General features: G+C 67.7%; 22 protein-coding genes and 3 pseudogenes. 12 read left to right on the top strand and 13 right to left on the bottom strand.

The features are described from left to right. Window positions 1-66 precede the first annotated feature (66 nt). The 3 genes from B1A87_RS19295 to B1A87_RS19305 all read left to right on the top strand — a co-directional run bounded on the left by B1A87_RS19295 (window position 67) and on the right by B1A87_RS19305 (window position 2,798). The gene (locus tag B1A87_RS19295) at window positions 67-513 is read left to right on the top strand and encodes a hypothetical protein (RefSeq protein WP_078026342.1); all 447 of its coding nucleotides are present in this window, start codon (window positions 67-69) and stop codon (window positions 511-513) included. Window positions 514-1,230: 717 nt separating this feature from the next. Next, on the top strand, window positions 1,231-2,151 hold the full coding sequence (locus B1A87_RS19300; protein ID WP_144275889.1) for a DUF4389 domain-containing protein: 921 nt from the start codon (window positions 1,231-1,233) through the stop codon (window positions 2,149-2,151). Further along, on the top strand, window positions 2,148-2,798 hold the full coding sequence (locus B1A87_RS19305; protein ID WP_078026340.1) for a dihydrofolate reductase family protein: 651 nt from the start codon (window positions 2,148-2,150) through the stop codon (window positions 2,796-2,798). Before B1A87_RS19300 ends, B1A87_RS19305 begins: the two co-directional genes overlap by 4 nt. A 61-nt stretch (window positions 2,799-2,859) precedes the next feature. On the opposite strand, the pseudogene B1A87_RS19310 reads toward B1A87_RS19305, so the two are convergent. After that, a pseudogene (locus B1A87_RS19310) lies at window positions 2,860-3,284 on the bottom strand (RNA-binding S4 domain-containing protein). 95 nt (window positions 3,285-3,379) lie between these two features. On the opposite strand from B1A87_RS19310, the gene B1A87_RS19315 reads away from it, so the two are divergent. After that, window positions 3,380-4,159 (top strand): SDR family NAD(P)-dependent oxidoreductase, encoded by a 780-nt coding sequence (locus B1A87_RS19315; RefSeq protein ID WP_078026339.1) that lies wholly within the window; start codon window positions 3,380-3,382, stop codon window positions 4,157-4,159. Between the two features lie 18 nt (window positions 4,160-4,177). Here the strand turns inward: B1A87_RS19315 and B1A87_RS19320 are convergent, their stop codons facing one another. The 4 genes from B1A87_RS19320 to B1A87_RS19335 form a co-directional block, all read right to left on the bottom strand. Then, window positions 4,178-4,837, bottom strand: a complete 660-nt coding sequence (locus B1A87_RS19320) for a GntR family transcriptional regulator (RefSeq protein ID WP_078026338.1) — start codon at window positions 4,835-4,837, stop codon at window positions 4,178-4,180. A gap of 131 nt (window positions 4,838-4,968) precedes the next feature. Next, on the bottom strand, window positions 4,969-5,976 hold the full coding sequence (locus B1A87_RS19325) for a transketolase family protein (protein WP_078026337.1): 1,008 nt from the start codon (window positions 5,974-5,976) through the stop codon (window positions 4,969-4,971). After that, on the bottom strand, window positions 5,973-6,863 hold the full coding sequence (locus tag B1A87_RS19330) for a transketolase (protein ID WP_078026336.1): 891 nt from the start codon (window positions 6,861-6,863) through the stop codon (window positions 5,973-5,975). Before B1A87_RS19330 ends, B1A87_RS19325 begins: the two co-directional genes overlap by 4 nt. Then, window positions 6,863-8,200, bottom strand: a complete 1,338-nt coding sequence (locus tag B1A87_RS19335) for an MFS transporter (protein ID WP_078026335.1) — start codon at window positions 8,198-8,200, stop codon at window positions 6,863-6,865. The genes B1A87_RS19330 and B1A87_RS19335 overlap by 1 nt, the downstream gene beginning before the upstream one ends. Window positions 8,201-8,393: 193 nt before the next feature. On the opposite strand from B1A87_RS19335, the gene B1A87_RS19340 reads away from it, so the two are divergent. The 3 genes from B1A87_RS19340 (at window position 8,394) to B1A87_RS19350 (ending at window position 10,419) form a co-directional block, all read left to right on the top strand. Next, window positions 8,394-9,218, top strand: a complete 825-nt coding sequence (locus B1A87_RS19340; protein WP_078026334.1) for a sugar phosphate isomerase/epimerase — start codon at window positions 8,394-8,396, stop codon at window positions 9,216-9,218. A gap of 56 nt (window positions 9,219-9,274) precedes the next feature. Further along, window positions 9,275-10,048 (top strand): SDR family NAD(P)-dependent oxidoreductase, encoded by a 774-nt coding sequence (locus tag B1A87_RS19345; protein WP_078026333.1) that lies wholly within the window; start codon window positions 9,275-9,277, stop codon window positions 10,046-10,048. Window positions 10,049-10,197: 149 nt separating this feature from the next. Continuing rightward, window positions 10,198-10,419 carry a hypothetical protein gene (locus tag B1A87_RS19350; RefSeq protein ID WP_144275890.1) on the top strand — a complete coding sequence of 74 codons (222 nt, stop codon included), beginning with the start codon at window positions 10,198-10,200 and terminating at the stop codon, window positions 10,417-10,419. A gap of 46 nt (window positions 10,420-10,465) precedes the next feature. Here B1A87_RS19350 and B1A87_RS19355 read toward each other — a convergent pair. The 5 genes and pseudogenes from B1A87_RS19355 to B1A87_RS19375 form a co-directional block, all read right to left on the bottom strand. After that, window positions 10,466-11,573 (bottom strand): annotated as a pseudogene (locus B1A87_RS19355) (sulfite oxidase). 100 nt (window positions 11,574-11,673) lie between these two features. Next, window positions 11,674-12,525, bottom strand: a complete 852-nt coding sequence (locus B1A87_RS19360; RefSeq protein ID WP_078026330.1) for an SDR family oxidoreductase — start codon at window positions 12,523-12,525, stop codon at window positions 11,674-11,676. Between the two features lie 8 nt (window positions 12,526-12,533). Continuing rightward, a complete protein-coding gene (locus B1A87_RS19365; RefSeq protein ID WP_078026329.1) occupies window positions 12,534-13,538 on the bottom strand; it encodes an aldo/keto reductase family protein in 1,005 nt (334 codons plus the stop codon). A gap of 117 nt (window positions 13,539-13,655) precedes the next feature. Continuing rightward, complete coding sequence (locus B1A87_RS19370) at window positions 13,656-14,036, bottom strand: hypothetical protein (RefSeq protein ID WP_144275891.1); 381 nt, start codon at window positions 14,034-14,036, stop codon at window positions 13,656-13,658. Further along, window positions 13,942-14,526 (bottom strand): hypothetical protein, encoded by a 585-nt coding sequence (locus B1A87_RS19375; protein WP_144275892.1) that lies wholly within the window; start codon window positions 14,524-14,526, stop codon window positions 13,942-13,944. Before B1A87_RS19375 ends, B1A87_RS19370 begins: the two co-directional genes overlap by 95 nt. Window positions 14,527-14,736: 210 nt before the next feature. Between B1A87_RS19375 and B1A87_RS19380 the strand changes: the two genes are divergently transcribed. Further along, entirely contained in the window at window positions 14,737-15,144 is a 408-nt protein-coding gene (locus B1A87_RS19380) for a YchJ family protein (RefSeq protein WP_078026349.1), read from the top strand. A gap of 6 nt (window positions 15,145-15,150) precedes the next feature. On the opposite strand, the gene B1A87_RS19385 is transcribed toward B1A87_RS19380, so the two are convergent. The 3 genes from B1A87_RS19385 to B1A87_RS19395 form a co-directional block, all read right to left on the bottom strand. After that, window positions 15,151-16,071, bottom strand: coding sequence for a hypothetical protein (locus tag B1A87_RS19385; RefSeq protein ID WP_078026328.1), 921 nt, complete (start codon window positions 16,069-16,071; stop codon window positions 15,151-15,153). 179 nt (window positions 16,072-16,250) lie between these two features. Then, window positions 16,251-18,296, bottom strand: a complete 2,046-nt coding sequence (locus tag B1A87_RS19390; RefSeq protein ID WP_395940259.1) for an acyl-CoA dehydrogenase family protein — start codon at window positions 18,294-18,296, stop codon at window positions 16,251-16,253. A 63-nt stretch (window positions 18,297-18,359) separates the two neighbouring features. Then, the gene (locus B1A87_RS19395; RefSeq protein WP_078026327.1) at window positions 18,360-18,662 is read right to left on the bottom strand and encodes a hypothetical protein; all 303 of its coding nucleotides are present in this window, start codon (window positions 18,660-18,662) and stop codon (window positions 18,360-18,362) included. A 302-nt stretch (window positions 18,663-18,964) separates the two neighbouring features. On the opposite strand from B1A87_RS19395, the pseudogene B1A87_RS19400 reads away from it, so the two are divergent. The 4 genes and pseudogenes from B1A87_RS19400 (at window position 18,965) to B1A87_RS19415 (ending at window position 25,664) form a co-directional block, all read left to right on the top strand. Beyond that, window positions 18,965-20,453, top strand: a pseudogene (locus B1A87_RS19400) (DUF3375 family protein). After that, window positions 20,446-21,288 (top strand): DUF4194 domain-containing protein, encoded by an 843-nt coding sequence (locus tag B1A87_RS19405; RefSeq protein WP_078026325.1) that lies wholly within the window; start codon window positions 20,446-20,448, stop codon window positions 21,286-21,288. Before B1A87_RS19400 ends, B1A87_RS19405 begins: the two are co-directional and overlap by 8 nt. Then, window positions 21,285-24,749, top strand: coding sequence for an ATP-binding protein (locus tag B1A87_RS19410; RefSeq protein ID WP_078026324.1), 3,465 nt, complete (start codon window positions 21,285-21,287; stop codon window positions 24,747-24,749). The genes B1A87_RS19405 and B1A87_RS19410 overlap by 4 nt, the downstream gene beginning before the upstream one ends. A gap of 246 nt (window positions 24,750-24,995) precedes the next feature. Continuing rightward, window positions 24,996-25,664 carry a hypothetical protein gene (locus B1A87_RS19415; RefSeq protein ID WP_078026323.1) on the top strand — a complete coding sequence of 223 codons (669 nt, stop codon included), beginning with the start codon at window positions 24,996-24,998 and terminating at the stop codon, window positions 25,662-25,664. The last annotated feature ends 32 nt before the right edge of the window (window positions 25,665-25,696 follow it).

Below are 25,696 nucleotides of genomic sequence, written 5' to 3' on the forward strand. Positions count from 1 at the left end.
TTTACATTGAGGCCGCCGGAATGCCTGAGCCATTGCCGCAGGCCCCCGGGCGGACGTGAGCGCGCGATGGACCGCACTGCAACCCACCACCGGCTCAAGGTCCTTGTGCACATCGATTCCAACATGGAACGCGCCCGCATTGAGGTGCGCGGAACCGTCACAGCAGCCAACATCCGGGCGCTGTACATCGTCGCCCGGCGGGCCAGGACGCTCCTGCCTGGCCGGGAAATCGTCCTCGACTTGACCAAGGCCCGTGCCGTGGAGGAAGCGATCACTGCGCTCCATGACCCTGCCCAGCTCACCGAGCTCAGCGGCGAGGGAACGTCAGCGCATCCTTGCCGGCTCAGCATTCTGGATCCCCGGCCGCCGGCCGCCCCGGCGCACGGCGCGCATACGCACGGAATCCATTCCCGCGGCAGCCAAACCCACGCCACCCAGATCCACGGAACGCAGCCCGCCGGCGGCGAATCCCGCGTTGCCCGGCCCCGCGCCCGACCCAAGGAGAACGCATGAAACCCGGCCGCATTGTGATGCTCGTCCTTGGCACGCTCTCCGCCCTCCTGGGGCTGGGGCTGCTGGCCGGCGCATTTGGCGTGGGCTGGCTGAACTTCCAGCAGCGCGACGAAGGGTACTTCACCACGCAATCGCACCGGTTCGAAGTCAGCTCCTACGCCATCACGTCCGCCGGGCTGGACATCATGGCCGGCGGAAGGCTGCCGGACGTTATTCCCACCGACAGCGCAGGCAGTGTCCTGCTCCGCGGCGCCACAGCCACCCCGGGCAAGGGAATTTTCATTGGCGTCGCCCCGCAGGACGACGCGGCCCGGTACCTCGACGGCGTGAAGCGGTCAGAAATCAGGGAGCTCGAACTCCGGCCCTTCAGGGTTCAGTACAACGAAGTCCCCGGCACCAAGACGCCCGCTGCCCCCGGCGCCCAGGGTTTCTGGACCGCTTCCGCCGAGGGCACCGGCACCCAGGAACTCAGGTGGGACGCCCGGCCCGGCAGCTGGACGTTCGTGGTGATGAACGCCGACTCCAGCACGCCTGTTGCCGCGGACCTCCAGGCCGGAGTCCGCTCCGAGCTGCTCTGGCCTCTCTTCCTGTGGCTGCTGATCTCAGGCATCGTGCTCGTGGCCATCGGTGTGCCGCTGATCGTTGTGGGCGCCGCCGGACTCGGCCGGCACGGGCCGCCGCCGCACTATCCTGCAGCTGTCTCTTATACACATCTAGATGTGTATAAGAGACAGGCGCCGCTCGCCAACGCCGCCGCGCCCGGCGGTGCGGGAGTCCCAGGCGTCCCCGGCAGCGCAGGTGCGCCGGGCGGAGGAACGCCGGGTGCGGGAGTCCCAGGCGCTGTCTCTTATACACATCTCGGTCGCGGGTGCAGGCGGACTGCCTCCCGGCACCGCGCCGCCTGCCGCCGTCGGGATCTTTGCAAACGTGCCATACCCCGCGCGCCTCAGCGGGCATCTCGATCCCGCGCTGTCCCGCTGGATGTGGCTGGTCAAGTGGTTCCTGGCCATCCCGCACCTCATCGTCCTGTTCTTCCTCTGGTTCGCCCTGATTGTCACCACCATCGTGGCCTGGTTCGCGATCCTGTTCACTGCCCGCTATCCGCGCTCGCTGTTCAACTTCAATGTCGGCGTGCTGCGCTGGAGCTGGCGGGTGTCCTTCTATGCGTTTTCGGCGATCGGAACCGACCGCTACCCGCCCTTCACCCTGGCCCGCACGGACTACCCTGCGGACTTCGACGTCGACTACCCGGACCACCTCTCCCGCGGCCTGGTGCTGGTCAAATCCTGGCTGCTGGCTATCCCGCACCTGCTGATTGTGGCGGTGCTCGCCGGCAACTCGCGGGTGTGGGTGGCGTCCGACGACGACTTTGCCGGCGGCGCCGCGCGCTACTCGTCGGCGGGCAACTCGATCGCACTGATCTCGCTCCTGGCCTTCATTGCCGGCGTCATCCTGCTGTTCACGGGCAGATACCTGTGGAGCCTGTTTGACCTGCTGCTCGGCCTGAACCGCTGGGTCTACCGCGTCGTCGCCTACGTGGCGCTCATGCGCGACGAGTATCCGCCGTTCCGCCTCGACATGGGCCCGGTCGATCCCGGAGAAGCCCACCCCGGAACTCCTCCGAAAGGCCCGTCATGAAACTCACTGTCCACACGTTCCTGACCCTCGACGGCGTCATGCAGGGGCCGGGCGGCAGGGAAGAGGATCCGTCCGGCGGCTTCGAATTCGGCGGCTGGCTCGTCCCGCATTACGACGACGACATGGGCAAGATTGTGGACGGCTGGTTCGCCGAGGCCGACGCCCTCCTCCTGGGCCGCACCACGTACCAGCTGTTCCAGCCCTACTGGGAGCAGGTCACGGACCCCGACAACGCCGTGGCTGCCGCGCTCAACGGCCTGCCGAAGTATGTCGTCTCCAACACCCTCACGGACCCCACGTGGACCAACACCACAGTCCTCTCCGGCAATTTCCTGGAGGCCATTGACGACCTCAAGTCCGGCCCCGGCCGGGAACTCCAGGTCCACGGCAGCCACCGGCTGGCCCGCGCACTGCACGACGCCGGCCTGGTGGACGAGTACCGGCTGCTCGTCTTTCCGGTGGTGCTTGGCCAGGGCAAGCGGCTCTTTGAAACCGGGGCTGCGCCGTCCGCGTTCACCCTGGCCGGAAGCAAGACGACGTCGGCCGGCGCCGCATACCTGACCCTCCTGCCCACGGCGTTCGGCGCCGGCGAGCTGGAAGTGGGCGAGTTCGAGGTGCGGGACGGGCAGGAGCGCGTCCGGGACTGAGCCGCCGCACCGCGAGGGTGGTCAACCCGACGGTGGTCAACCCGGAGGCGTGGGACGACGCCTAGCCGGAACCCTTGAGGCGTTCCATTTCCCGGCGGTCCTTCTTGGTGGGCCGCCCGGTCCCGCGGTCGCGCTGCGGCAGGCCTGTCTCTTATACACATCTAGATTCTCTTATACACATCTAGATGTGTATAAGAGACAGGGGCGCGGGGGAGTGTGGTCGGTGAAGCAGTGGGATGCGGCCTCCGCACCCACGCGCTTGGCAATCAGCCGGCGCACCTCGAGGATGCGTTCGTAGCCCGGCTGGCGGACCCGGACGGTGTCACCGGGAACCAGCGACTGAGAGGCCTTGGCCGGGTTTCCGTTGAGGCGGACGTGCCCTGCCCGGCACGCGGCGGTGGCCGCGGAGCGCGTCTTGTAGGCGCGGATGGCCCAGAGCCAGGCGTCGACGCGGACCGTGGCGGGGGCGGAAGGAAGGCTGCTCATGATTGCAGCCGAGTATAGCTGGCCGCCCTTGCCACGTTCGCCGGGCAAGAACATAGTGGAGTGAACTGGCAGAAGTTCACCTCGGGGAGGCCGGCATGCTCGACGACGGGAACCAGCAACGCGGCATCCTGGACGGAAAGACCGCCGTGATCTACGGCGCGGGAGGGCCCGTGGGCACGGCTGTTGCCGAGGCATTCGCCGGCGAAGGTGCCCGCGTTTTCCTGGCGGGGCGGACGCAGTCCAGGCTGGACCGGGTGGCCCGGAACATCCGTGAGGCAGGCGGCGCGGCAGAGACCGCCGTCGTCGACGCCCTGGACGAAGCCCAGGTGGAAGAGTTCGTCGGCCAGGTGGCCAAGAAGACCGGACGGATCGACGTCTCGTTCAACCTCATTTCCCTCGGCGATGTCCAGCAGCCGCTCATGGAGATCCCCGCGGCGGACTTCCTCAAGCCCATCGCCAACGCCGCGCGCACGCACTTCCTCACCACCCGGGCCGCGGCGCGGCACATGATCCGGCAGCGCTCGGGGGTGGTGCTGACGTTCGGCGGTTCCGGGCCGCAGACCCTCGCGGGGCTGGGCGGATTCAAGGTGGCGCTGGACGCCATGGAAGGACTGCGCCGGCAATGGGCCTTGGAGCTCGGAAAGCACGGCATCCGCGTCGTCACGATCGTCACGGGCGGGATCACCGAGACCATTCCCTGGCAGATGGAAGGCCGCGAGGAGATCGTGGGCGAGATCATCAGGACGGCCCACCTCAACCGGACGGCCACCCTGGAGGACGTGGGCAACGTGGCCGCCTTCGCCGCCTCGGACAAGGCGGGGTCCATGACGGACGCCACCTTCAATATCTCCGGCGGCGCGATCGTTGACTACTGACGCGACCGCTAAGCCGGCTTACGCCACCAGGACGGCGGCCGCACTGTCCATGTGCTCGCGAATGGTCTTGCCGGCCAGGGAGGCGTCGCCGGTCTCGATGGCCGCCACGATGTCGTGGTGCCGTTCGACGCTCATGTTCCTGACGCCCTTCTCCAGGCCGGCAAACATGATGGACATCCGGATGGATCCCTCCAGCGATTCCCAGGAGTGAAGCAGTGTCTCGTTGCCGGTAAGCCGGCACATGGTGCGGTGGAACTCGAGGTCGGACTCGATCCGCTCCTCGAGGCTGCCTTCGGTTGCGGCCGCCATGGCGTCGATTGCCGCGCGCAGCGACGTGATCACATTTTGGCGGTCCGGGAGTTCGCACAGGGCCCGGGCTGCGAGGGACTCCAGCGCGGCCCGCACGGAGTAGATATCGCGGATTTCCTTGGCATCCAGGTGGCGAACGGAGAGGCGGCCGCGCGGGCCCGCGGACAGCAGGCCTTCCTGCTCGAGCTGCCGCAGGGCCTCCCGGAGCGTTCCACGGCTGATCTGGAGCATGTCGGACAGCTCGGTTTCCACCAGGTGCCGGCCGGGCTCAAGCTCGCCGCTGGTGATGGCGGTGCGCAGCGCGGAAAGCGCCTGCTCGCGAAGGCTCTTCTTTTCCAGTCCCAGCAGGGGTGCTGTTGCTCCGGCCATCGTTCGTCCTCAAGGTCAGTGACTCTATGTCAGTGGTCAACTGTTTACAGCTGGTCTGTTAACTGTTGATGTTACGTCAGAAGCGCGGAACCGGCGCGTACCGGCCCCGCGCTTCCGCCCGGAGATTCCGCTCAGCCAAGCTCCGCAAGAACCTTGGCCACGATCCGCTGCACGGACAGGCCGTAGCGTTCGTGCAGGGTGGGCAGCGCGCCCGCGTCGAGGAAAGCGTCTGGCAGCGCCACCGGCACCACCCGCTTGCCCAGGCCGGCGGTGACGACGGCGGAGGCAACCGTTTCGAACAGGCCGCCCACCACGCTGTGGTTCTCCAGCGTCACGGCGAGACGGTCGGTGTTCAGCTCCGCCAGCACCGTTTCGGCGTCGAACGGCTTGATGGTGGGGGCATGCACGACGGCGACGTCCACGTTGTGCGCCGCCAGCGCCTTGGCGGCCTGCAGTGCCCGCATGGTCATGAGCCCGCTGGAGACAAACACGACGTCGTTCCCGCCGCGCAGCACCTTGGCCTTGCCGAGCTCGAACGTGTAGCCGTACTCGTCCAGCACCGTGGGGACGTTGCCGCGGAGCAGCCGCAGGTACGTGGGCCCGTCGCTGGCTGCCAGCTGCGGCACGGCCTGTTCGATGTCGATCGAGTCGCAGGGATCCACGATGGTCAGATTGGGCATGCCGCGGAAGATCGCCATGTCTTCGGTGGCCTGGTGGCTTGGCCCGTAGCCGGTGGTCAGGCCAGGAAGTCCGCCCACGATGTTCACGTTCAGGTTCGGCTCGGCGCTGTCCAGGCACAGGAAGTCATAGGCACGCCGGGCGGCGAACACGGAGTAGGTGGACGCGAACGGCACCAGGCCGGTCTCCGCCAAACCCGCCGCGGCGCCGAACAGGAGCTGCTCGGCCATGCCCATCTGGAAGAACCGCTCCGGGAAGGCCTGGGCGAAGATGTGCATGTCCGTGTATTTGCCGAGGTCGGCAGTGAGGCCAACGATTTTGTCGTTCTCCTGCGCGGCCTTGACCAGGGCGTGCCCGAACGGGGCGGACGCGGTCTTCTGGCCCGGATCGGCGAAGGACGCGATCATGGCCGAGGTCTTCAGCTTCGGTGCGGTGCCCGTCAAGGCGGTGGAGGTGCTCATCGGACTGCCTTCCCTTCGTATCCTGCGGTCAGCTGCTCGCGGCAAAGCTGCCATTCGTGTTCCTCGATGCGCATGAAGTGCGCCTTCTCGCGGTCCTCGAGCAGCGGCACGCCGCGGCCCACTTTCGTGTCGCACAGGATGACGGAGGGACGCCCGACGGCGGCCGCCTGGGCTGCTGCGTTGTCGAACGCCGCCAGCAGCGCGCCGACGTCGTTCCCGTCCACCCGCTGGGTGTACCAGCCGAAGGCTTCCCACTTTTCCGTGACGGGTTCGGTGCGGAGCACGGTGTCCGTCTTGCCGTCCGCCTGCAGGGCGTTGATGTCCACCATCGCGGTGAGGTTGCCCAGCTGGTGGTGGTGCGCACCCATGGCGGCCTCCCAGGTGGAGCCCTCGTCCAGTTCGCCGTCGGAGAGGAAGTTGTAGACCCTCGCCGCGGAGCCCTGGTGGCGCAGGCCCAGTGCCATGCCGACGGCGATGGTGAGGCCGTGGCCCAGCGATCCGCCGGAGATTTCCATGCCCGGGGTGTAGGTGGACATCCCTGACATCGGGAGCCGGGAATCGTCGGAACCGTAGGTTTCCAGTTCCTCGACCGGAAAGATGCCGGCCTCGGCCAGCGCGGCGTAGTGGCCGATTGCGTAGTGCCCGGTAGAGAGCAGGAAGCGGTCACGCCCTTCCCAGCCGGGGTTGTCCGCCTGGAAGCGGAGCTGGTCCGCGTACACGGCGGCCAGCATGTCCGCCGCCCCGAGGGCCTGGCCGACGTAGCCCTGGCCCTGGACCTCGCCCATGGTGAGGGCGTGATGACGGATCCGGTAAGCGGCAGCGCTGATGCGGTGCAAGCGGTCCGTGGCAGTTTCTTTCAGCGTGCGTGTTTCCTGATCAATAGTCATTAGACCGTCACCGACTCGGGGGTGTTCTTCGTGGCCTCGTCCGCCAACTGGCGCTCGCGCTTGCCCCAGGTTTCGCGGGTGGCGACTGCGGCCCAGAGGCCAATGGCTGCGTACAGGCCAAAGAGCAGTGCCGGGCCCATCCAGCCGAAGCTGACGAACAGCAGCGTGGTGATGAAGGGGGTGAAGCCGGAGACCATGGCCGAGATCTGGTAGGACAGGGATGCGCCGGAGGCGCGGGTCTTCGCCTGGAAGAGTTCCGGGAACCAGGCGCCCTGGGAGCCGGCGAGCGAGTTCTGGCAGACCGCGTAGGAGATCACGAGGGTGGCGATGATGAAGATGGCCATGCCGGTGTTGACCAGCAGGAACATGGGGATCGCGAACAGCAGGGCGAAGGCGCAGGACCAGATGTAGAGCGGCCGGCGGCCGATCCTGTCCGTCAGGCGCGCCCAGGCCTGGGTGGCGAAGATGCCGATTGCGGAGGCGATGCACAGCGCCACGAGCGTCTGGGTCTTGTCGGCCAGGTGCTGGCTGTTCAGGTAGGAAATCATGTAGGTGATGGACACGGCGTAGCCGGCGGTCTCTGCGATGCGGAGGCCGATGCCCTTGACGATGTTGCGCCAGTCCGTCTTGATGACCTCGACGATGGGGGACTTCACGATGTCCCCGCTGTCCTTGACCTCATCAAAGACGGGGGATTCGGGCACCTTGGAGCGGATGATCAGGCCGACGACCACCAGCACGATGCTGGCAAGGAAGGGAATGCGCCACGCGAGTTCGCCGCCGAGCTGGACGCTGACGAGGAAGACCAGGTTGGCCAGGAGGAGACCCACGGGGAAGCCGGCCTGGACGATGCCGGTGTACTTGCCCTTGGCCTTCCAGGGTGCGTGCTCGTAGCTCATCAGGATGGCGCCGCCCCATTCAGCGCCGAAGGCCAGGCCCTGGACGATGCGGACGAACACGAGCAGGGCGGGAGCCAGCAGGCCCACCTGGCTGTAGGTGGGGAGCAGGCCGATCAGGAACGTGGCAACGCCCATAAGGATCAGCGACGCCACCAGGACGGGCTTGCGGCCAAGCTTGTCGCCCAAGTGGCCGCCGATGATGCCGCCGATGGGGCGGGCCGCAAAGCCGACGCCGAGGGTGGCGAAGGCGGCCAGCGTGCCGGTCACCGGATCTCCGGTCGGGAAGAAGGCCGTTCCGAAGTAGAGTGCAGCCGCGGTGCCGAATCCGATGAAGTCGTAGGTCTCGATCACTGCGCCGACGCCGGAGCCGATGGCGACCCGCCTGGCGTCCTTGGTGCCGTGGACCGGGCCCCTCATGCTGAGAGCTTCTTTGCTCATTGTGAATCCCTTTCGAAGAGCGCCCTGCGCTTCCGCACCGGCACTGTCGACTGTTAACAAATGATATGCCAGTGTGACCTGCATCATGCCTCTATGTCAACAGTCAACTTCAAAGGTTGACTGTTGACAGTCAACGTCTGTACTGTGGTTTTCATCACTACCGCCCCCGGGCATAACCAGAGGATCAACGACGATGTTCAACTCCCGACTCGGCTGCTCGTCCATCAGCTTCCGCCACCAGGATCTGGGCACCGCACTGCGGACCATCGGAGGCCTGGGCTTCGAAGAAATCGACCTGGGCGCCCTGCCGGGCGTCTGCGACCACGTCCCCTATGACCTGGATGCGGATGCCGTCACGGCCGTCACTGCGAAGGTTGCCGCCTCGGGGCTGCGGGTCCGCTCTGTCAACGGGGACATCGGGGACCTCAACGCACAGCTCGACGCCGGCCAGCAGGCGGCCCGCGACCGGCACCTTGATGCGCTGCTCACCCTCACGGCGAACACGGGCGCGAAGGCGCTGGTCCTTCCGTGCGGCGCCCTGGGCCACGAACCGGTCCGGAGCCCCGAGGAGGACCTCGACGAAATAGCAGCCCAACTGACCCGGGCCGGCCAGCGGGCGGCGGAGTTCGGCGTCGAACTCTGGACCGAGTCACTGCACTTCCTGCGCTTCTGCTGGAACCTGGAGCGCGCGGAGCTGCTGGCCCGCCGGCTGGCAGGTTCCGGCGTCGGGATTGTGATGGACTTCAGCCACATCGTCGCCGCCGGTGAAGACCCGCTGGAGTACATCGAACGCCAGCAGGGCCGGATTGCCCACGTGCACCTGCGCGACGCCGTGCCCGGCAACATCAACCTGAGCATCGGAAACGGCCACGCCGACTTCGCCGCCGGACTCCGGTCCCTGGCAGGGCACGGCTACGCCGGCCACTTCTCGCTCGAGCTGGAGACCCGGGACATCACCCACGACGAACGCCCGGCAGCCGCGGCCAAGGCAGCCAGTTTCATCACCGACCTGATCTGAACCGACCCACCCGAATCAACTCACCTGAACCACCACCAAGCAACCCAAGGAGCATCATGACCACCATCCAGCGCACCGCCGTCCTCACCGGAGCCACCTCGGACCGCGGCATCGGGATCACCACCGCACGCCGCTACGCCAGCCAAGGCTGGGGCATCGTGATCCTGGACCTCGACGGCGAGAAGTCCGCGAAGGTCGCAGCGGAAATCGGCAACGAATTCAATGTCCCGGCTTTCGGCTACGAGATCGACGTTGCCAACGAGGACTCCGTCAACGCCGCCTACAAGGCAGTGGCGGCCGAGGTCAGTTCCGGCACGCTTCCGGCCGTCGGCGCTTTGGCCAACATCGCCGGCATCACCTCTCCCGTGCCGTTCCTGGAAACCACCCTGGATCTCTGGAACCAGGTCATGGCAGTCAACTCCACCGGCACGTACCTGGTGACCAAGGCGTTCCTGCCGGACATGATCGCCAGCGGCTGGGGCCGGATCGTCAACATGTCCTCTGTTTCCGCCCAGCGCGGCGGCGGCGTCTTCGGCAAGGTCCCCTACTCGGCCGCCAAGGCAGCCATCCTGGGCTTCACCAAGGCCCTGGCCCGCGAAATCGGCGCCACGGGAGTGACCGTCAACGCCATCACGCCGGGAGCCGTGGACACCAACATCCGGGTGGGCAGCACCGATGAGCAGGAAGCCGCCATCAACGCCGGCATCCCGCTGGGCCGCAACGCCACCACGGAAGAGATCGCGGCCGTCATCACCTTCCTGTCCTCGGAGGAGTCGGCCTACCTCACCGGCACCACCATCGACATCAACGGCGGCAGCCACATCCACTAACAGCCCCTGCCCACCCAGCTGAAAGAACCGCCATGACCAGAATCTTCAACGACCCCGCCGACTTCGCCGATGAAGCGCTCGCTGGCTTCTGCGACCTCCACTCCGGACTGGTGCGCCAGGTCCCGGACCTGTCTCTTATACACATCTAGATGTGTATAAGAGACAGGCCGGTCCGGCCGAAGGTCGCCGGCCTCATCGGCAACCGGCGCGGGACCGCGCCCGTGCAGTCGGGTGCGGCGCACGCGGCACGGCGGCTGGCCGAGAAGAACCTGGGGACCGCCGATCCCGGCGCGACGTCGCTGGCCATGATCTTCACGGTGATGGGCCCGCATTTCACCGCCGTGCACGCGCCTGGGACGGCCGTGTCCTGACGTGCCCGAAGTCCTGGCGGGCAACTGGGGCACCTGAGATGCCGGGCTACTCCACCGTGACCCGCACGCGCTGCACCACGTTGTTCCCCATGCCCTGGTAGTTCCACTGCTGCTCCAGCGGCTGGACTGCGCCGGTGGCATCGCCGCCCGGCAGGCAATCTCGTGATGGCCCGGATCCGCCACCCAAGGCAGGCTCCAGCCGCGCCACGCGAAGGCGCCGGCGGCCTTGTCCAGCTGGGCATGGACCCACTTGCCGTCGATGCCGACCTCCACGCCGGTCACGGCGCCTCGCCGGACCAGGCCCGGCCGCGCAGCATGACCGGGCCGCGGGGGAGGATGCGGCGCCGCGTGAAGAAGTCCGGAATTCCCGGGGGAACCATCAGCGACCGTACCCTGATCCGCGAAACCGGCGTGCCGGCGTCGTTCGCGTTGTGCTGGTAGCGGTACGCGACCGCCTGCTGGAAGCCGTGGAACGGGGCCGTCACCACCTGGATCGACTGCAGCCATTTGACGCTCGCCATGCCGTACCAGCCGGGAACCACCAGCCGCAGCGGGTAGCCGTGCTGGGCCGGCAGCTCGCTGCCGTTCATCTTGTAGGCAAGCACGACGTCGGGCCGCAGCGCTTCCGCGATGGGCAGGCTCCGCGCGTAGTGGTGGCGGACGCCGCCCTGGACCCCTTCATCCGCCCCGGTGAACACCACCTCTACGGCTTCAGGCTCCACGCGGGCCTGCGCGAGCAGGTAGGCCAGCGGGACGCCTGTCCAGACTGCCGTGCCCACGCCCTCGAGGACCCATGGCTGGCTGAGCGGCCGCGGCTTGAGCAGTGAGCGGCCGTTGCCGGCGCATTCAAGCGTCACCGGAACGCTGATGGCCGGGTCCTTCTTGAGCGCGGCCAGGCTCAGTTCCATCGCCATCTCCACGGCGCCGCCGATCCGCAGGTGCCAGGAGCCGTCCTCTATCTGCGGGATGTCGAAGTGCGTCAGCACATAGTGCATGCCCGGCGGCGTCACGTCCTGGCGGAGGGCCTCCAGCGGCATCGAATGGTTCCGCGCGGCGAGCTGCAGTTCGTCCTGGGTGAGCGGCCCGTACGTGGGTTCCCCTGGATGCGGCCTGGGCCGGGCTGACTGACGGCGACGGTAGATCAGCTTTGTCATGGCGTTGCGATTCTGCTCGGTGCTGCTGACGGCGTGCTCCCTTTTAGGTTTACGCCGCACCCTCAGGGCCGTCAACAGTCCCGTCCGGCTGTGCTGCCGGCTACAGCTGCGGCAGCTTCACAAACTCCTCGAGCCCGATCGGGTCCTGCCCGGTGAGCCCGTTTACGTCCGACGTCGGCCCGGCCAGTTCACCGGCGGCAATCGCCGTGTAGGTGCTCACCCAGGCGTTCACCAGCCACGCCGGGGCCCCGTACGAGGCCCGGGAGGAGTAGGCCTCCTCCAAGGTTTCGTCGTGGTACGTGACGGCCCGGCCGGTGGCCCGGGTGAGCACCTCCGCCGCCCGCGCCAGCGAGAGATCCTCCGGGCCTGTGAGGTTGTAGGTGAACCCGGCATGCACGGCCGGATCCCGGAGTACCGCCACGGCGCTGCGGGCGATGTCCTCCCGTGTCACGGCTGCCATGACGCCGTCCCGGGCCGGACCGCGGATCACGCCGTCCTCCCCGGTCAGCTTCGGCAGGAAGTCCAGGTAGAAGTTGTTCCGCAGGAACGTAAAAGACATCCCGGACGCGCGGATCCGCGCCTCGGTGGCGTAATGGTCGCGGCCCAGGGTGAACGTGCAGTCCGGGGCGGCGCCGAAGAACGACGTATAGACAATGTGCTGCACGCCCGCCTCGGCCGCGGCATCCACGAACGCGTGGTGGTGCTGCAGCCGGTCTTCCGCCTCGGCCGCCGAGACCATGAACAGGGTCTTCACGCCCTCCAGCGCGGGGCGCGAAAGCACCGGGTCCGCGTAGCTGACCAGGACGGTCGGTGCGTTATCCAGCTCTGGTGCGCGTCCGGCGTCGCGCACCAGCAGGCGCTGGGAGAACCCGGCGTCGGCGAGCTGGCGGGCCACCATTCCGCCGAGGACCCCCGTGGAGCCGGTGACGGCGAGATCGGGAAGGTCTGTCATGGCCGGTCCTAGCCTTCGCGCGTTGCGGGGGATTTTGTCTGGGCCGGATCGCGCTCGGCGAGGGAGCCGATGGCGTCGTCGATCTTCTTCAGGACCTCCGGTTCCAGCTTGACGCCTGCGGCCGCCGTGCTGTCCGCGATCTGCTCGGGCCGGGACGCGCCGATGATGGCCGAGGCCACGTTCGGGTTCTGCAGGACCCAGGCGACGGCCAGCTGCGGCATGCTCAGTCCGGCCTCCTCGGCGATGGGCTTCAGCTGCTGCACGCCGGCGAGGACGTCATCGCGCATCCAGCGCTGGATCATCTTGGCGCCGCCCTTGTCGTCCGTGGCGCGGCTCCGCTCGGGCAGCGGCTGGCCGGGCAGGTATTTGCCGCTCAGCACGCCCTGCGCCATGGGGGACCAGACGATCTGGGAGATGCCCAGCTCTTCGGACGCGGGAACGACCTCCGCCTCGATGACCCGCCACAGCATGGAGTACTGGGGCTGGTTGGAGATCAGCTGGAAGCCCAGTTCCTTCGCCAGCGCGTGGCCGTCCCGGAGCTGCTCGGCGGTCCACTCGCTGACGCCGATGTACAGCGCCTTGCCCTGCCGCACGATGTCCGCGAACGCCTGCATCGTCTCTTCGAGCGGCGTCTCGAAGTCGTAGCGGTGCGCCTGGTACAGGTCGACGTAATCGGTCTGCAGCCTGGTCAGGGAGCCGTCGATCGATTCCATGATGTGCTTGCGCGACAGTCCCAGGTCGTTCTTGCCCTTGGGGCCGGTGGGCCCGAACACCTTGGTGAAAATCTCCACGGACTGGCGGCGTTCGCCCTTCAGCGCTTCGCCGAGGACCGTCTCGGCCGCGGTGTTGGCGTAGACGTCAGCCGTGTCAAAGGTGCTGATGCCGGCGTCGAGCGCCGCCCGCACGCACTGGGTGGCGACGTCGTTCTCCACCTGGGAGCCGTGGGTCAGCCAGTTGCCGAAAGTGATTTCCGAGATCTTGAAGCCGCTGTTTCCGAGATATCTGAATTCCATGGGCTTTACGCTAGCGGAGATGGTTGCTCAGGGTAAGGGATGCGCGCGGTTCATCTGCCTGCTGCGCCGGCCTGACCGCCGGGCCAGTCCGCCGGGCCTGACTGCAGGGGCGGTGCCTCAGGACCGGACGCGGACGTCCTCGTGCTGTGCCAGCGAGACCATGGACCCGGTGTCCAGGACGGCCATGTTCCCGGCGGCGGGCTTCCGCGCCGGCCGCGGAGGCTGGGCGGACAAGGCAAGCGCGGACCGTGCCGGTGCTTCCTTGGGTCCCGTTTCGCCGGGGGCGGGGGCCTCTGCGTTCGGTTTCGGATTGTTCTGGGCGTCTTCCTGCACGCCCTCTTGGCGCCGGGATTCTTTGTGCAGCGCCTTTTTATCCAGGGCCGCCGTGTGCAGCGCCTCCGCATTAAGGGCGGACTCCACCAGCGGAGCAACCTTCACCACGCCGTCGGCAGCCACACCCAGTCCGGGCCGGTCCGGGGCGCTGTCTCTTATACACATCTAGATGTGTATAAGAGACAGCCACCGCACGGGCATCGGCGGCGGCCACCGCGGCTGCCCAGTCTTTCGACAGGACGGGCGGCACCGGCCGCGCGGCGGTCAGCAGCGGGTGGTGGGCGACGGCGGTGCGGAGCGCCTCTTTGAGCCCGGCACGGCTCAGGAGCTTCTTCCAGTCGCGCGGAGGGCGCGGTTCCCGCGCCGGCCGGGGGGCCTTCGGCTTTTTTGCCGGGCGTTCCTCCGCTGCGGGGACCTCGTCGGGGGCGGCGGCGTCGAAAGATTGCGTCCCCACGGGAAGCCGCACCACCTCGATGGTGTCGTTCCCGGGGAAGCGGCCGAACAGGGCCATCACGATCAGCGCAACCAGGCGTCCCACTCCGGCGATCACCAGCGTCACCATGAACAGGATGAACATGCCGATGAACATGACGAACGCCACGCCCACGGTGCCGAAAAAGGTCAGGTTAAGTGCGATCGTTGTCGGATCTTCCACTTCGCCCTCCTAAAACCAGCCCGCGGCCACCTCGTCCCGCCGCAGCGCAGCGGAAAAATGGCCCCTAACCACCATACGGACTATTTACTGCCGACATGCCCGCATGACAAGCCCTGCCGGGGGTTGTTTCGAAGCTGTTATCGGATGCGTCCCCGGGCGGGGCCTATAGTCGGAATTAGCAGGCGGACTCCATACTTTTTAGGGATGCACATGACCCAGCCCCAGCACTTCACCGGTAACTGCCCGTGCCTCTCCGGTGAGCAGTATGCAGACTGCTGCGGCCGGTTCCACAGCGGCCCAGCGGAGGCGGCCACAGCCGAGCAGCTGATGCGTTCCCGCTACAGTGCCTTTGTGCTCCTCGACGCCGGCTACTTGCTGAAAACCTGGCATCCGGACACGCGTCCTACCGAGCTGGAACTCGATCCGGGACTCGAATGGCGCCGCCTGGACATCGTGTCCACAGCGAGGGGCGGCCCGCTCGACACCGAGGGGAAAGTGGAGTTCAAGGCGCATTTCCGGCAGGACGGGGAGCGCGGCGTCCACCACGAAACCAGCCGCTTCCTGAGGGTGGACGGCCGCTGGTACTACCTCGACGCCGTCGTCCTTCACCAAACGTAGCGGCTGCTACCGCTCCTTATTTTCCGCCGCGGGGGTGAATCCGGCACGGTCCACCTTGCGGTGGAAGTGCATGCCGGCGAGGCCGCCGAGGACGGCGCCCACCAGCGCCACCGCTGCGACCACGACGGCGGCGATGATGCCGGTGGTGGTGAGCTGGCCCTCGTTGACCGGAATACGCGGGAAACTGTTCAGCCGGGCCAGGATGTTGAACCGCTCGCCGGCGATTAGTCCCAGCACCGCGACCACCACGGCGGCGATGAGCGCCCAGATCCACACCATGATGCCCTGCTTGGCCCCGTTGAAGCGGGCCATCCGCCCGGCCACGTAGCCTCCGCTGTAGTAGGAGACGAACAGGATTACGAGCAGCACGATGATGCCCACGATTCCGACCGTCTGGTCCGACGCCGCCTGGCCGACAGCCGTGTTGACATCGGTGTTCGTGGCGAGGCCCACGGCCGTCCCGGCTGCCGCCACCAGGGCCGTCAGCAGCACGGCCATTCCGGTGGCGGCCAGCCAGCCGAAGAATGCCGAGCCCACCTTGACCCCGCCGAAGGCCTCCTTTTCGCGGGCGACGGCGATCTCCCGCGTCGCGAGTGCTGGATCGGCGGGGACCACGTCTGCAGTGTAGGTCTCCGGCGTGTACTCCCGTTCAGCGGACGGTTCCCTGAGATCCCTGCCCCGGTCGCCGCGGTCCCGCATGCCGGTGTCCCGCGTGTCCAGCGTCCTGGTGTTCGTATCCGCGGCTGAACCGCCCGTCACCCTACCGCCGGCGCCTGCGCCGCGGGCCTGGGTGGCATCGTAGACCGGCGTGGCCTCGGTGCGGGGCTCGGATGAGCCGGTTTCTGCGGCGCGCTGTTCACCGGCGGCGCGCTCCTCGCCGGGGGTGCGGCGGGGGCGCTTGTCCTCGGAGCCCATGGAGTTGCTCATCGAACGTCTCACTTTCCTTGAACGGACCAGGCTCATGGTCTAAGCCGGGCAACGCAATGCCGGGGCCACCGCGATGGCCTCACTTCTAGCTAACGCCCATCAATGCCCCATAGCAAGGAAGCTTAGTATTTGGGTTTTCGTGCCGCCCGTGCCCGGCGGAAGCCGGATCAGATCCGTGACTACCGGTAGGTGCGGTGCAGATTCTCCTTCTCCGTCGCCCGGGGAGACGCGTCCGCGATCCACGGCCCGGTGCCCTCGGACTGGTCCAGGACCCCCGCCTCGAGCCATTCGTAGTCCCCGGCGAGGACCTTTCGCGAAAGGTCGCGGTCGCCGTCGTCGGTGTTCCTCCACAGCTGGTCGAAGTACTCGTCCACGCGCACGCGCGCCTGCTCGCAGAACGCCTCCGCGAGTTCGAACGCGGTGGCGCCCCGCTCGGGTGACGTGCGCAGCAGCATCTCCGCGCGCGAGCAGGACGCCGCCATCGCGAAGAGCTCCGCGCCGATGTCCACGATCCGTCCCAGGAACGCCTGCTTGTGCTCGAGCCCGGCCTGCCAGCGGCCCATGCCGTAAAACGTCTGCCGGGCCAGCCGCCGCGAGGACCGCTCCACGAAGCGCAGCTGCTTGGCCAGCCGGCCGAATTCGGCATAGGAACGCGGGTCCATGCCCGCGCCGGCCACGAGCCTCGGCAGCCACTTCGCGTAGAAGCCGGAGGCCCCGACGGCGGCCCGCGCCTTGTCTGACAGGCTCGCTTCCGCGGAGGCCAGGTCCCCTGCGGCGGCAAGGTGGGCGTCCACGGCTTCACGGGCGATCAGCAGCTTCATGATCTCCGAGGAGCCCTCGAAGATCCTGTTGATGCGGAGGTCGCGCAGCTGCTGCTCCGCGGGGACGGCCCGTTCGCCGCGGGCCTCGAGGGAATCGGCCGTCTCGAAACCGCGCCCGCCCCGGATCTGCACCAGTTCGTCGGCGATCCGGTAGCTGATCTCGGTGGACCACAGTTTGGCCAGCGCGGCTTCGATCCGGATGTCCTTCTGCCCGGCGTCCGCCATTTCCGCGCAGAGCTCGAATACCGCGTCCAGGGCAAAGGCGGTTGCGGCAATGAACGCGATCTTCTTGCCCACGGCCTCGTGCCTGCCCACCGGACGGCCCCACTGGGTCCGCGCATTGGACCATTCGCGGGCGATCTTCAGGCTCCAGCGGCCCGTGGCGACGCAGAGCGCCGGGAGGGACAGCCGCCCCGTGTTGAGTGTTGTGAGGGCGATCTTCAGGCCCTGGCCCTCGCGGCCCAGCCGGTTGGCCGCGGGAACCGTGACCTGGTGGAACCGGGTGACGCCGTTCTCGATTCCGCGCAGGCCCATGAAGGCGTTGCGGTTTTCCACGGTGATGCCGGGGGAGTCCATCTCCACCACGAAGGCGGTGATCCCGCCCTTGTGGACGGTGCCGTCGGCGTCGGTGTGGCGCGGCACCACGGCCATCACCACCACCAGCTCGGCGATCACGCCGTTCGTGGTCCATAGCTTCACGCCGTCCAGCACGTACGCCTCGCCGTCGTCCGTGGGGACGGCGGTGCTGCCCATCCGGGCGGGGTCGCTGCCGACGTCGGGCTCGGTGAGCAGGAACGCCGTGATGGCGCCCGAGGCGCAGCGCGGCAGGTACTCCTGCCGCTGTTCCGGGGTGCCGAACACCTTGACGGGTTCCGGGACGCCGATTGACTGGTGCGCCGAGAGCAGCGCGCCGAGGCTGGGGTGAACGGAGCCGAGCAGCGCGAGGGCGCGGCCGTAGTACACCAGCGACAGGCCCAGGCCGCCGTACTCCAGCGGGATCTTCATGCCGAACACGCCGAGATCGGCCAGCCCCCTGAGGTATTCGTCGGGGATCCTGGCGTCACGCTCGATCACCCGCCCGGATAAGGACCGGCAGAATTCCGTGAGCCGCGCCATGAAGGCCTCGCCGCGGACCACGTCGTCCGGCTTGGCCGCCGGCCACGGGTGGATGAGGGTCAGGTCGAAACTGCCGAGGTACAGGCCCTTGGCAAAGCTGGGCCGGCCCCATTCGGTCTCGCGGGCTGCTTCGGCGATGGCGCGGGCGTCCTCCGCGGACGCGCCGGCCCCGATCTTCTCGGCGGCGACCGGCGTTTCGGAGGCCGGGCTGTCGATGGGCGGGATGGTGCCGGGACCCTTGGCCTGGGCGGGATCCTCGGTGGCCTGACTCTCAGTGGCGGAGCTCACGGGGCATCTCCTTTAACCGGATGACCGGCTCAAGCCCTGGGTCCGCCGCGGGTGGAGAACCCTTCAGCTGTCCCTCAATGCTACTCGCGGGTAAGTACCGGTGCTAGGGGAAGGCTGGGCCTGAAAATCGCCCGGGAGTTCGACCGTGGAAGCATGGCGCACCAGCCCGTCCCACAAATCGTTGATGCCGTGGACCAGCCGGACCAGGGTGCCCGCCACAATCAGCCAGGCCAGCCGTCCCACCCCCACCAGGATCAGCGCGACGAAGGCCGCCACGGCCACGAACAAGACGAGCACCAAGGCAAAAGCCAAGGTTCCGATGAACACCAAGGTGGCCGTCTCCACTGCACTTAGGTCGAAATACATGCTTCCCCCTGCGCCTTTGCTGCGGTTGGATCAGTAGCACGAGCGTAGTGCCTGCCGTGAGCACGGGGCCACCGACAGCGGGGTGAGTCGGAGCCGTTGATACGGGATCGAAATCATACTGCTCCGCAGGTCACGGATTTGTCTCAGCAGCCCCACCAGCAACAGCCGTAACGTTGCTTACCGGTCAACTCGGGGCGCCTCCATGCGGGGCGCCGGTTGGAAGTCTGTCTGCGTTAACCTTGTACTTGGCCGTTTTCAGGATTCCGCCGCCGAAACGATCCCCAGCTACTGAAGGAGAGTGTGTGCCCCGGTCCGCCACGTCCTCCGCTGACGCCATCGGCGCACGGCTCCGGGACCTCGAGCTCCTCACCAAGGGGCCCGCCTGGGCGCTCACGCGTTCCGCCCCGTGGGTCATCGCCGTGCTGCAGGCCTCCTTTACCCGCACGAGGCCGCAGCTTCCACTGGAAGAGTTCCACGCCGACGTCGACTCCTTCCTTGAGCAGCTCCGCCGCCAGGATCCCGGGCTGGGCGGCGGTGCCAACGGTAAGTCCTTCGGGGACGAATGGACGCGCAGGCAGTTCCTTACCCGCCGGAACCAGTCCGGGCAGATCGTCTACGAGGTCACCGAACCGGCTGCGCGCGTCCTCGCCTTCCTGGACAGCCTTTCCAGCGAACGCTCCACCCTGAACGGGTCGCGGCTCGGAACGCTGCTGGGCGACGTGGAGAAACTCGCCAACGAGACCAACCCGGACCAGACGGCCCGGCTGGAATCGCTGGAGGAGGAGATCGGGGAGCGCCGCCAGCTCATCCAGGACATCGCGTCCGGTGACTTCGACGGGCTGCTCGACGACGACCAGGCCGTGGAAGCCGCGGGCAATATCCTGGACCTCGCGGCCAGCCTGCCCGCCGACTACAAGAAGATGCGCGACCGGATCGAGGAGCTGGTGGGTGAGCTCCGCAACCAGATCATCGAGGAATCCCTGAGCAAGGGTGCCACCATGGCGCAGGTCCTGGAAGCCGACAAGCGGCTGCGGCAAAGCCCCGAAGGCAGGACGTTCCGCTCCTTCACGGCCTTCCTCGAGGACCCGCAGCAGCAGTTGCGGTTCCGTTCCGCGATCGGCGAGGTGCTCAGCCGCCAGTTCGCGGACGACCTCTCGCCGGAGGACCGCGAAACCCTGAAGAACCTCGTGGCAGAGCTCCGGCAGCAGCACAGCCAGATCCAGCGCATCTACGGCAAGCTCAGCGAAAGCCTGAACACATACGTCCAGAGCGACGATTTCCGCCAGTCGGTGCGCCTCCGCAAGGTGCTCCGGGAAGCCGAACAGGCCATCCGTTCCCTGCCCTACGAGCGCGAACGCCCCGGCCTGGTCCGGGGACCGGTGCTGTTCAACGCGGGCTTCGAATCGCTGGCCATGGTCAAGCTGTTCGATCCCGACGAGTTCGCGGCCCCGCCCCGGCTCGCCGACCCCATCGCGTTCAGCGACTCCGACCGTGTGCGCTCGCCGCGCACGGGCAAGGCGAAGCCGGGGGCCATCAGGGACGTCCGCGGGCACCTGTTCATCCCTGTCTCTTATACACATCTAGATGTGTATAAGAGACAGGGCCTGGGCGCAGCTTCCGCCGGAGGAGCAGCACATCAACTCGATCCGGGCCCTCCTGTCCCACGCCCTGCACGACGGTGCCCGCTTCGACCGCGCAGCGGTGGACGCCCTCGACTTCGAACAGATAGACGGAACCACGCGCACGGCGTACCTGCCGGTGGTCACGCTCAAGAAGGATTCCGATGACTGAACTTCCCCGCGAATCACACGGCAGGCCGGACGCCGACACAGCGGTATCGGCTCCGGAGTCACCCCGCGCCGACCCGTTCTCGGTCACCCCGCGGGACACGTTCGTTGATGGCGCCGCGTTGTTCCCGGGCGACACCGGCGTGCTGTCGATGAAGGTCCGCCAGGCCCTGGTGAAGCTGCTGAAGGGCCCGTACGTGGACGGCGGCCGCGACGAAAAACTGTGGACCACGCTCCTGGACAACCAGCTGATCCTGCGCAGCCGGCTGTCCGAGCTGTTTCTGGCGCTGCAGCTGGACCACGAGCGCAAGATTGCCGTGCTCCGGCCGGTTGATCCGGAAGCCATCGGCGGCAGCACGCGATCCAGCATCCTGCGCCAGCAGCGTGCCCTGAGCCGCGTCGAAACCATCGTGCTGCTCCGTCTCCGCCTCCTCCTGGACCGCCACGTCACCGCCCAGACCGACCCCACCATCTCCCGCGAGGAAATTGCCGAGCTCGTGGCCCACTACCAGCCGGCAGGCCAGCAGGACGCGCTCCGCGATTCGGACGTGGTCAACCGGGCCATCACCAAGCTTCTGGCCCGCCAGCTCCTGCTCACCACGGCCCTGGACGACGTCTACACCATCTCCAACGCCCTCCCGCTGGCCCTGCCCTTCGAGAACATCGGGGACATCCCCGCCCAGATCGAAGCCCTGGTCACAGCCACGGCTGACCCCACGGGAACCGAAGCGCTGATAGAGCTCGACGGCGACAGTTCCGCGGAGGAAGACGGTGGCGACGACGCGGAATCGCCGTCGTCGTCCAAGGCGACCACGGCCATGATTGGAGAAGCCAAGTGACCATCGCAACCATGCTGCCGATGGGCGAGCTCACCAACCCGGGACAGATGCGGCTCGCGCTGGTCCAGGTGGTCAATTGGGGCACGTTCCATGGCGCCCACACCATGCACGTGGACCGCAACGGCACGCTGCTGACGGGCAACTCGGGCGTCGGCAAGTCCACGCTGTTCGACGCCATGCTGAGGGTGTTCGATGCCCGGCCGCGCTCCAACGAGGCCGCCGCCCAGCGCGCCGGCGGAGCCGTGGAGGACAAGAGGACCACGTTCACGTACATGCGCGGCAAGGTGGGCGACAAGGCCGTGGGCGAAGGCTCGGCCAGTGCCTTCCAGCGCCCGGGCGCCACGTGGTCCGCCGTCGCCCTGACGTTCGACAACGCCGCCGGCACCAAGGTGACCGTGTCCGCGCTGTTCGACCTGCCGAAGAACGGCACGGAATCGAGCGTGGGCCGGTACTACGTGATCGACAACAAGCCGCTGGACCTTCCCGCGATCGAGGACATCGCCGAGAAGCGCTTCACCAAGGCGGCGCTGGAGACGATCTTCCCGGACGCCCAGGTCTTCGACGTCCACAAGGCGTTCGCCGAGCGGTTCCGCCGCCTCCTGGGCATCAATTCGGACCAGGCACTTCCGCTGCTCCGGGTGATCCAGGCAGGAAAGGGCCTGGGCGGCAGCGTCAACACCTTCTTCCGTGACCAGGTGCTGGACGCCCCGGCCACGTTGGCCGCGGCGGACGACGTCGTGGAGGAATTCAGCAACCTCATGTCCATCCGGCAGCGGCTGGAGGACGTCCGCCAGCAGCGGGACCAGCTGGCTCCCGTGCCGGGGCTGAACAAGGAATACGCCCAGGCGCTGCTGGACGCCAACCGGCTCCGCGAGCTCGCGGGCGAGGAGTTCGAGGCCTACCGGCAGCAGCTTGCCGTCGCGGTGCACGAGAAGACCCTGGCCCGCTTCAAGGCGCTCGCGCAGGCCAAGGCCAGGGAGCTCAGCGCCGAGCGCGCCGTCCGGGACGGCCTGGCCAAGGAGCTGCGGCAGCTCGAGGCGGACTACAACAACCAGGGCGGCAACGCCATCTCCTCGATCGAACAGTCGCTCGAAAATGCACGGGTGGGGCTCAAGCTCCGCCAGCAGGTGGAGGAGGCCGCCCGCCAGGCGTTGGCCGAGGCCGGGCTCGAGCTGGACTGGTCGGCCGACGGCTGGGAGCAGGCCCACGAGCAAGCCGCCGCGCGTTCCGCCGAACTCAAGGACGATTCGGAGGCCCTCAAGGAGCTCCGCTTCGAGGCCTTCGACGGCCACGCCACGAAGAAGCGGGAGCTCGCCGCGGCGGAGCAGGAGCTCGTGTCGCTGAAGACGCGCAAATCGCTGCTGCCGCCGTCGAGCATTGAAAACCGCGCCGCCATCGCGGCCGCCACCGGTGTTCCCGAGGAACAGATGCCGTTCGGCGGCGAGCTCATCGACCTCGCGGACGGCCAGGATCAGTGGCGGCCTGCCGCCGAGCGCGCCCTGCGGAACCTCGCCACCACACTGCTGGTTCCCGGCGCGCACTTCGCCGCCGTCACCAGGTACCTGAACGACCACTCCGTCCGCGGCGCCCTGCGCGCCGTGGACGTGTCCAAGCCGCTCGCCGGCGCGGCGCTGGCCGTGGAGGACGTGTCCGACGGCGACCTGCTGACCAAGCTGGAGATCCTCACCACCGGGCACAACGCCGCCGCGGGGGAATGGATCCGTGAACGCATCGCCCTCGATTTCGCTTATCCGTGTGTGGAAAACCCGGACGAACTGGCCGGCCTGGACAAGGGCCTGAGCCTGGGCGGCGTGGTCAAGCGCAACCGGCACACCGTGGAGAAGGACGACCGCTTCACCAGCCGCCAGGACTACGTCCTCGGATTCGACAACGCGTCCAAACTGGAACTCGTGGCCGGGCAGGTGGCGGACCTTCAGCAGGAACTCGCCAAGGCCGCCGAGCTGGCCCAAAGCCGGGAGGAATCCCACCAGGGCATGTCCCGGCAGCTCGAGGCCCTGCGCCGCGTGGCCGACGACCACCGGCCGTGGGAGCAGGTCTCGGCCGCCGTGGCCGCGGACGAGCTCGCCAGGATCGAGCAGCGGCTCAAGGATGCCCTGGCCGCGCAGGCGGACCTCGAGCCGCTCCGGGCCAACATCGAAGCGGCACGCCAGAAGCACCAGTCCAGCACCGAGGCGGCGGCTGTGCTGCAGAGCGAATACAAGGCGCTGGACCACCAGCTCACCGCCTCCGATTCGCTGCTGGAAGCCGGCCGGACCCGCCTGGGCCAGGCGCCGCCGTCGGACTCCACAGTCACCGCGCTGGAACCGGATTTCACCGGATTCGGCGACGTCACGGAGATGCATGAGCTGGACAACCTTGCTGCCCGGGTCAAGACCCAGCTGCTGGGCGAACTCCATGCCGCGGAATCCCGCGGCCAAGCCACGTCCGAGCGGCTGACCCGGATTTTCGAAGGCTTCGTGCGTGAATGGGGCACCGCCATCTCCGCCGACCACGGCACGTCCATCGGGGCGGCCGGCGAATTCGAGGCCCGCTACCACGCCATTGTCAGCGACGGGCTGCCCGCGCAGGAGGCCGAATTCCGGCAGTTCTTCAACCAGCGCACGCACGAATCCTTCAGCACGCTGCTGCACCTGCTGGACGAGGAGCGCCGCTCCATCACCAGCCGCATCCTGCCGCTGAACGGCATCCTGTCCGAGGTCAACTTCCACGAGGGCAGCTTCCTGGAACTGGACATCAAACAGACCCTGCCGGCCACCGCCAAGCAGTTCAAGGACGCCATCCAGAACGCGCTGAAGACCCGGCACACGCGGCACGGCAAGCCCGCCGCCGGCGCGGATACCGACGACGACGCCGAGCTCACCAACCGCTACAAGTCCCTGGAAACGCTCGTGAAGCGCCTGGGTTCGCAGGCGCCGGAGGACAGACGCTGGCGCGCCGAGGTGCTGGACGTCCGCGGGCACCTGTTCATCCAGTGCAAGGAGCACCGCGAGGTGGAGGCTCCGGCGAAGCAGAAGGCCGCCAAGGCCGGCACCAAGACCGAAGTCTTCATGCACGCCGACACCGGATCGATGTCCGGCGGTGAGCGGCAGCGGTTCACCGCGTTCATCATGGCCGCGGCGCTGAGCTACCAGCTGGGCATCGCCGAACAGGGCTTCACCACCTACGGCACCGTCATGATGGATGAGGCGTTCGTGCTGGCCTCCGAGGAATTCGCCGGCGCCGGCATCAAGGCGCTGCACGAATTCGGCTTCCAGCTGCTCCTCGCCGCCCCGGAGAACGTGATCGACCTGTCGCGGCACCTTGGCTCGGTCACCGAGATCCTCCGGGACAAGCGCACCAACCGCTCCGGCGTGCTGACCGCCCCGGTGATCACGCCGAAGCCCGGCTCCGAGGGACAGTGGCGGTCCGAAGCCAACCCCGTGGACATCGTGCTCCGCTAGCCGGACAACAGGTGGCTGTGCGGCCGGCACCTGTACAGCCAGCCCGTGTTGGCCGGATCACCCGTCGTGATCTTTCCGCGCCGTAAAATAACAAATCGATGGATTTATTGACGGATCCCTAGTGAGCGCCTGCTTCTGCGTGCGATTGTGTTGAGCACCAACACTTCGCCTCACGCTCCACCAGGGTCATCAACACTCCCACGCGGCGGGCCAAAGCTACCCTTTCCGGGCTTGACGGCGTCCTTCATGAAAGGCACCATCATGCGTCCTGCACATCACGGCACCTTTGTCGCAGCCCTCGCCGCCGCCGCCATCAGCCTGGGCGGCTGCGCCGCCGGCGCCCCGTCCGCGTCCACCACGGCGAGCCCGACGACGACAGCCGCCCAGCCGTCGTCGTCCGCTACCGCTCCGGCCGCGCTGGCGACGTACACGTTCCCGGACGGGCGCCTGTCTTTCAAGTACCCGGCTGACTGGAAGGTGGAGCTGTTCACCGGGGACGTGAAGCCCTCCACCTCCAGGACCGCCACTGTCTTCGACGCCAGCGGCACCAAGCAGGTCACGGTCTACTCGGGGCTGGTGGCCGACGGCGTGACCCATCCGGTCACCCGGACCGTGTTCGAGTCCGCACCCGTCGCGGGCCTCCAGCAGCAGCAGGCCCCCGCCGCGCACTACTCCTTCTACGTAGACCGGATGGAGAACAATCCCACGTACCGGATGCACCTGACAGCCGGGGCGCCGGCGGCCGGGAAGGGCATGGCGCTCGACGGGATCGTCCGCATCGGGAAGGAAGTCCTCGTGGCGGACGCGCAGTTCATCGAGAAGCCCTTCGCCAGCGACGCCGCAGCCAAAGCCTGGCTGGCCAGCGACGAGGGGCAGTCCATCAAGGCGCTGCTGTTGAGCGTCACCTACCGCTGACTTGAAGCGGGGTGGGCCGGCCGAACCAGCGT

The organism is Arthrobacter sp. KBS0703 (genome assembly GCF_002008315.2).
GTDB lineage: Bacteria > Actinomycetota > Actinomycetes > Actinomycetales > Micrococcaceae > Arthrobacter.

What these genes read in the sequence shown, in the direction of transcription:
- B1A87_RS19315 (WP_078026339.1), top strand. Translation starts at nt 3,380, where the DNA reads ATGCTCGACGACGGGAACCAGCAACGCGGCATCCTGGACGGAAAGACC.
- B1A87_RS19335 (WP_078026335.1), bottom strand. Translation starts at nt 8,200, where the DNA reads ATGAGCAAAGAAGCTCTCAGCATGAGGGGCCCGGTCCACGGCACCAAG.
- B1A87_RS19395 (WP_078026327.1), bottom strand. Translation starts at nt 18,662, where the DNA reads ATGTATTTCGACCTAAGTGCAGTGGAGACGGCCACCTTGGTGTTCATC.
- B1A87_RS19380 (WP_078026349.1), top strand. Translation starts at nt 14,737, where the DNA reads ATGACCCAGCCCCAGCACTTCACCGGTAACTGCCCGTGCCTCTCCGGT.
- B1A87_RS19360 (WP_078026330.1), bottom strand. Translation starts at nt 12,525, where the DNA reads ATGACAGACCTTCCCGATCTCGCCGTCACCGGCTCCACGGGGGTCCTC.
- B1A87_RS19305 (WP_078026340.1), top strand. Translation starts at nt 2,148, where the DNA reads ATGAAACTCACTGTCCACACGTTCCTGACCCTCGACGGCGTCATGCAG.
- B1A87_RS19300 (WP_144275889.1), top strand. Translation starts at nt 1,231, where the DNA reads ATGTGTATAAGAGACAGGCGCCGCTCGCCAACGCCGCCGCGCCCGGCG.
- B1A87_RS19345 (WP_078026333.1), top strand. Translation starts at nt 9,275, where the DNA reads ATGACCACCATCCAGCGCACCGCCGTCCTCACCGGAGCCACCTCGGAC.
- B1A87_RS19415 (WP_078026323.1), top strand. Translation starts at nt 24,996, where the DNA reads ATGAAAGGCACCATCATGCGTCCTGCACATCACGGCACCTTTGTCGCA.
- B1A87_RS19325 (WP_078026337.1), bottom strand. Translation starts at nt 5,976, where the DNA reads ATGAGCACCTCCACCGCCTTGACGGGCACCGCACCGAAGCTGAAGACC.
- B1A87_RS19385 (WP_078026328.1), bottom strand. Translation starts at nt 16,071, where the DNA reads ATGAGCAACTCCATGGGCTCCGAGGACAAGCGCCCCCGCCGCACCCCC.
- B1A87_RS19295 (WP_078026342.1), top strand. Translation starts at nt 67, where the DNA reads ATGGACCGCACTGCAACCCACCACCGGCTCAAGGTCCTTGTGCACATC.
- B1A87_RS19405 (WP_078026325.1), top strand. Translation starts at nt 20,446, where the DNA reads ATGACTGAACTTCCCCGCGAATCACACGGCAGGCCGGACGCCGACACA.
- B1A87_RS19320 (WP_078026338.1), bottom strand. Translation starts at nt 4,837, where the DNA reads ATGGCCGGAGCAACAGCACCCCTGCTGGGACTGGAAAAGAAGAGCCTT.
- B1A87_RS19350 (WP_144275890.1), top strand. Translation starts at nt 10,198, where the DNA reads ATGTGTATAAGAGACAGGCCGGTCCGGCCGAAGGTCGCCGGCCTCATC.
- B1A87_RS19340 (WP_078026334.1), top strand. Translation starts at nt 8,394, where the DNA reads ATGTTCAACTCCCGACTCGGCTGCTCGTCCATCAGCTTCCGCCACCAG.
- B1A87_RS19365 (WP_078026329.1), bottom strand. Translation starts at nt 13,538, where the DNA reads ATGGAATTCAGATATCTCGGAAACAGCGGCTTCAAGATCTCGGAAATC.
- B1A87_RS19330 (WP_078026336.1), bottom strand. Translation starts at nt 6,863, where the DNA reads ATGACTATTGATCAGGAAACACGCACGCTGAAAGAAACTGCCACGGAC.
- B1A87_RS19370 (WP_144275891.1), bottom strand. Translation starts at nt 14,036, where the DNA reads ATGTGTATAAGAGACAGCGCCCCGGACCGGCCCGGACTGGGTGTGGCT.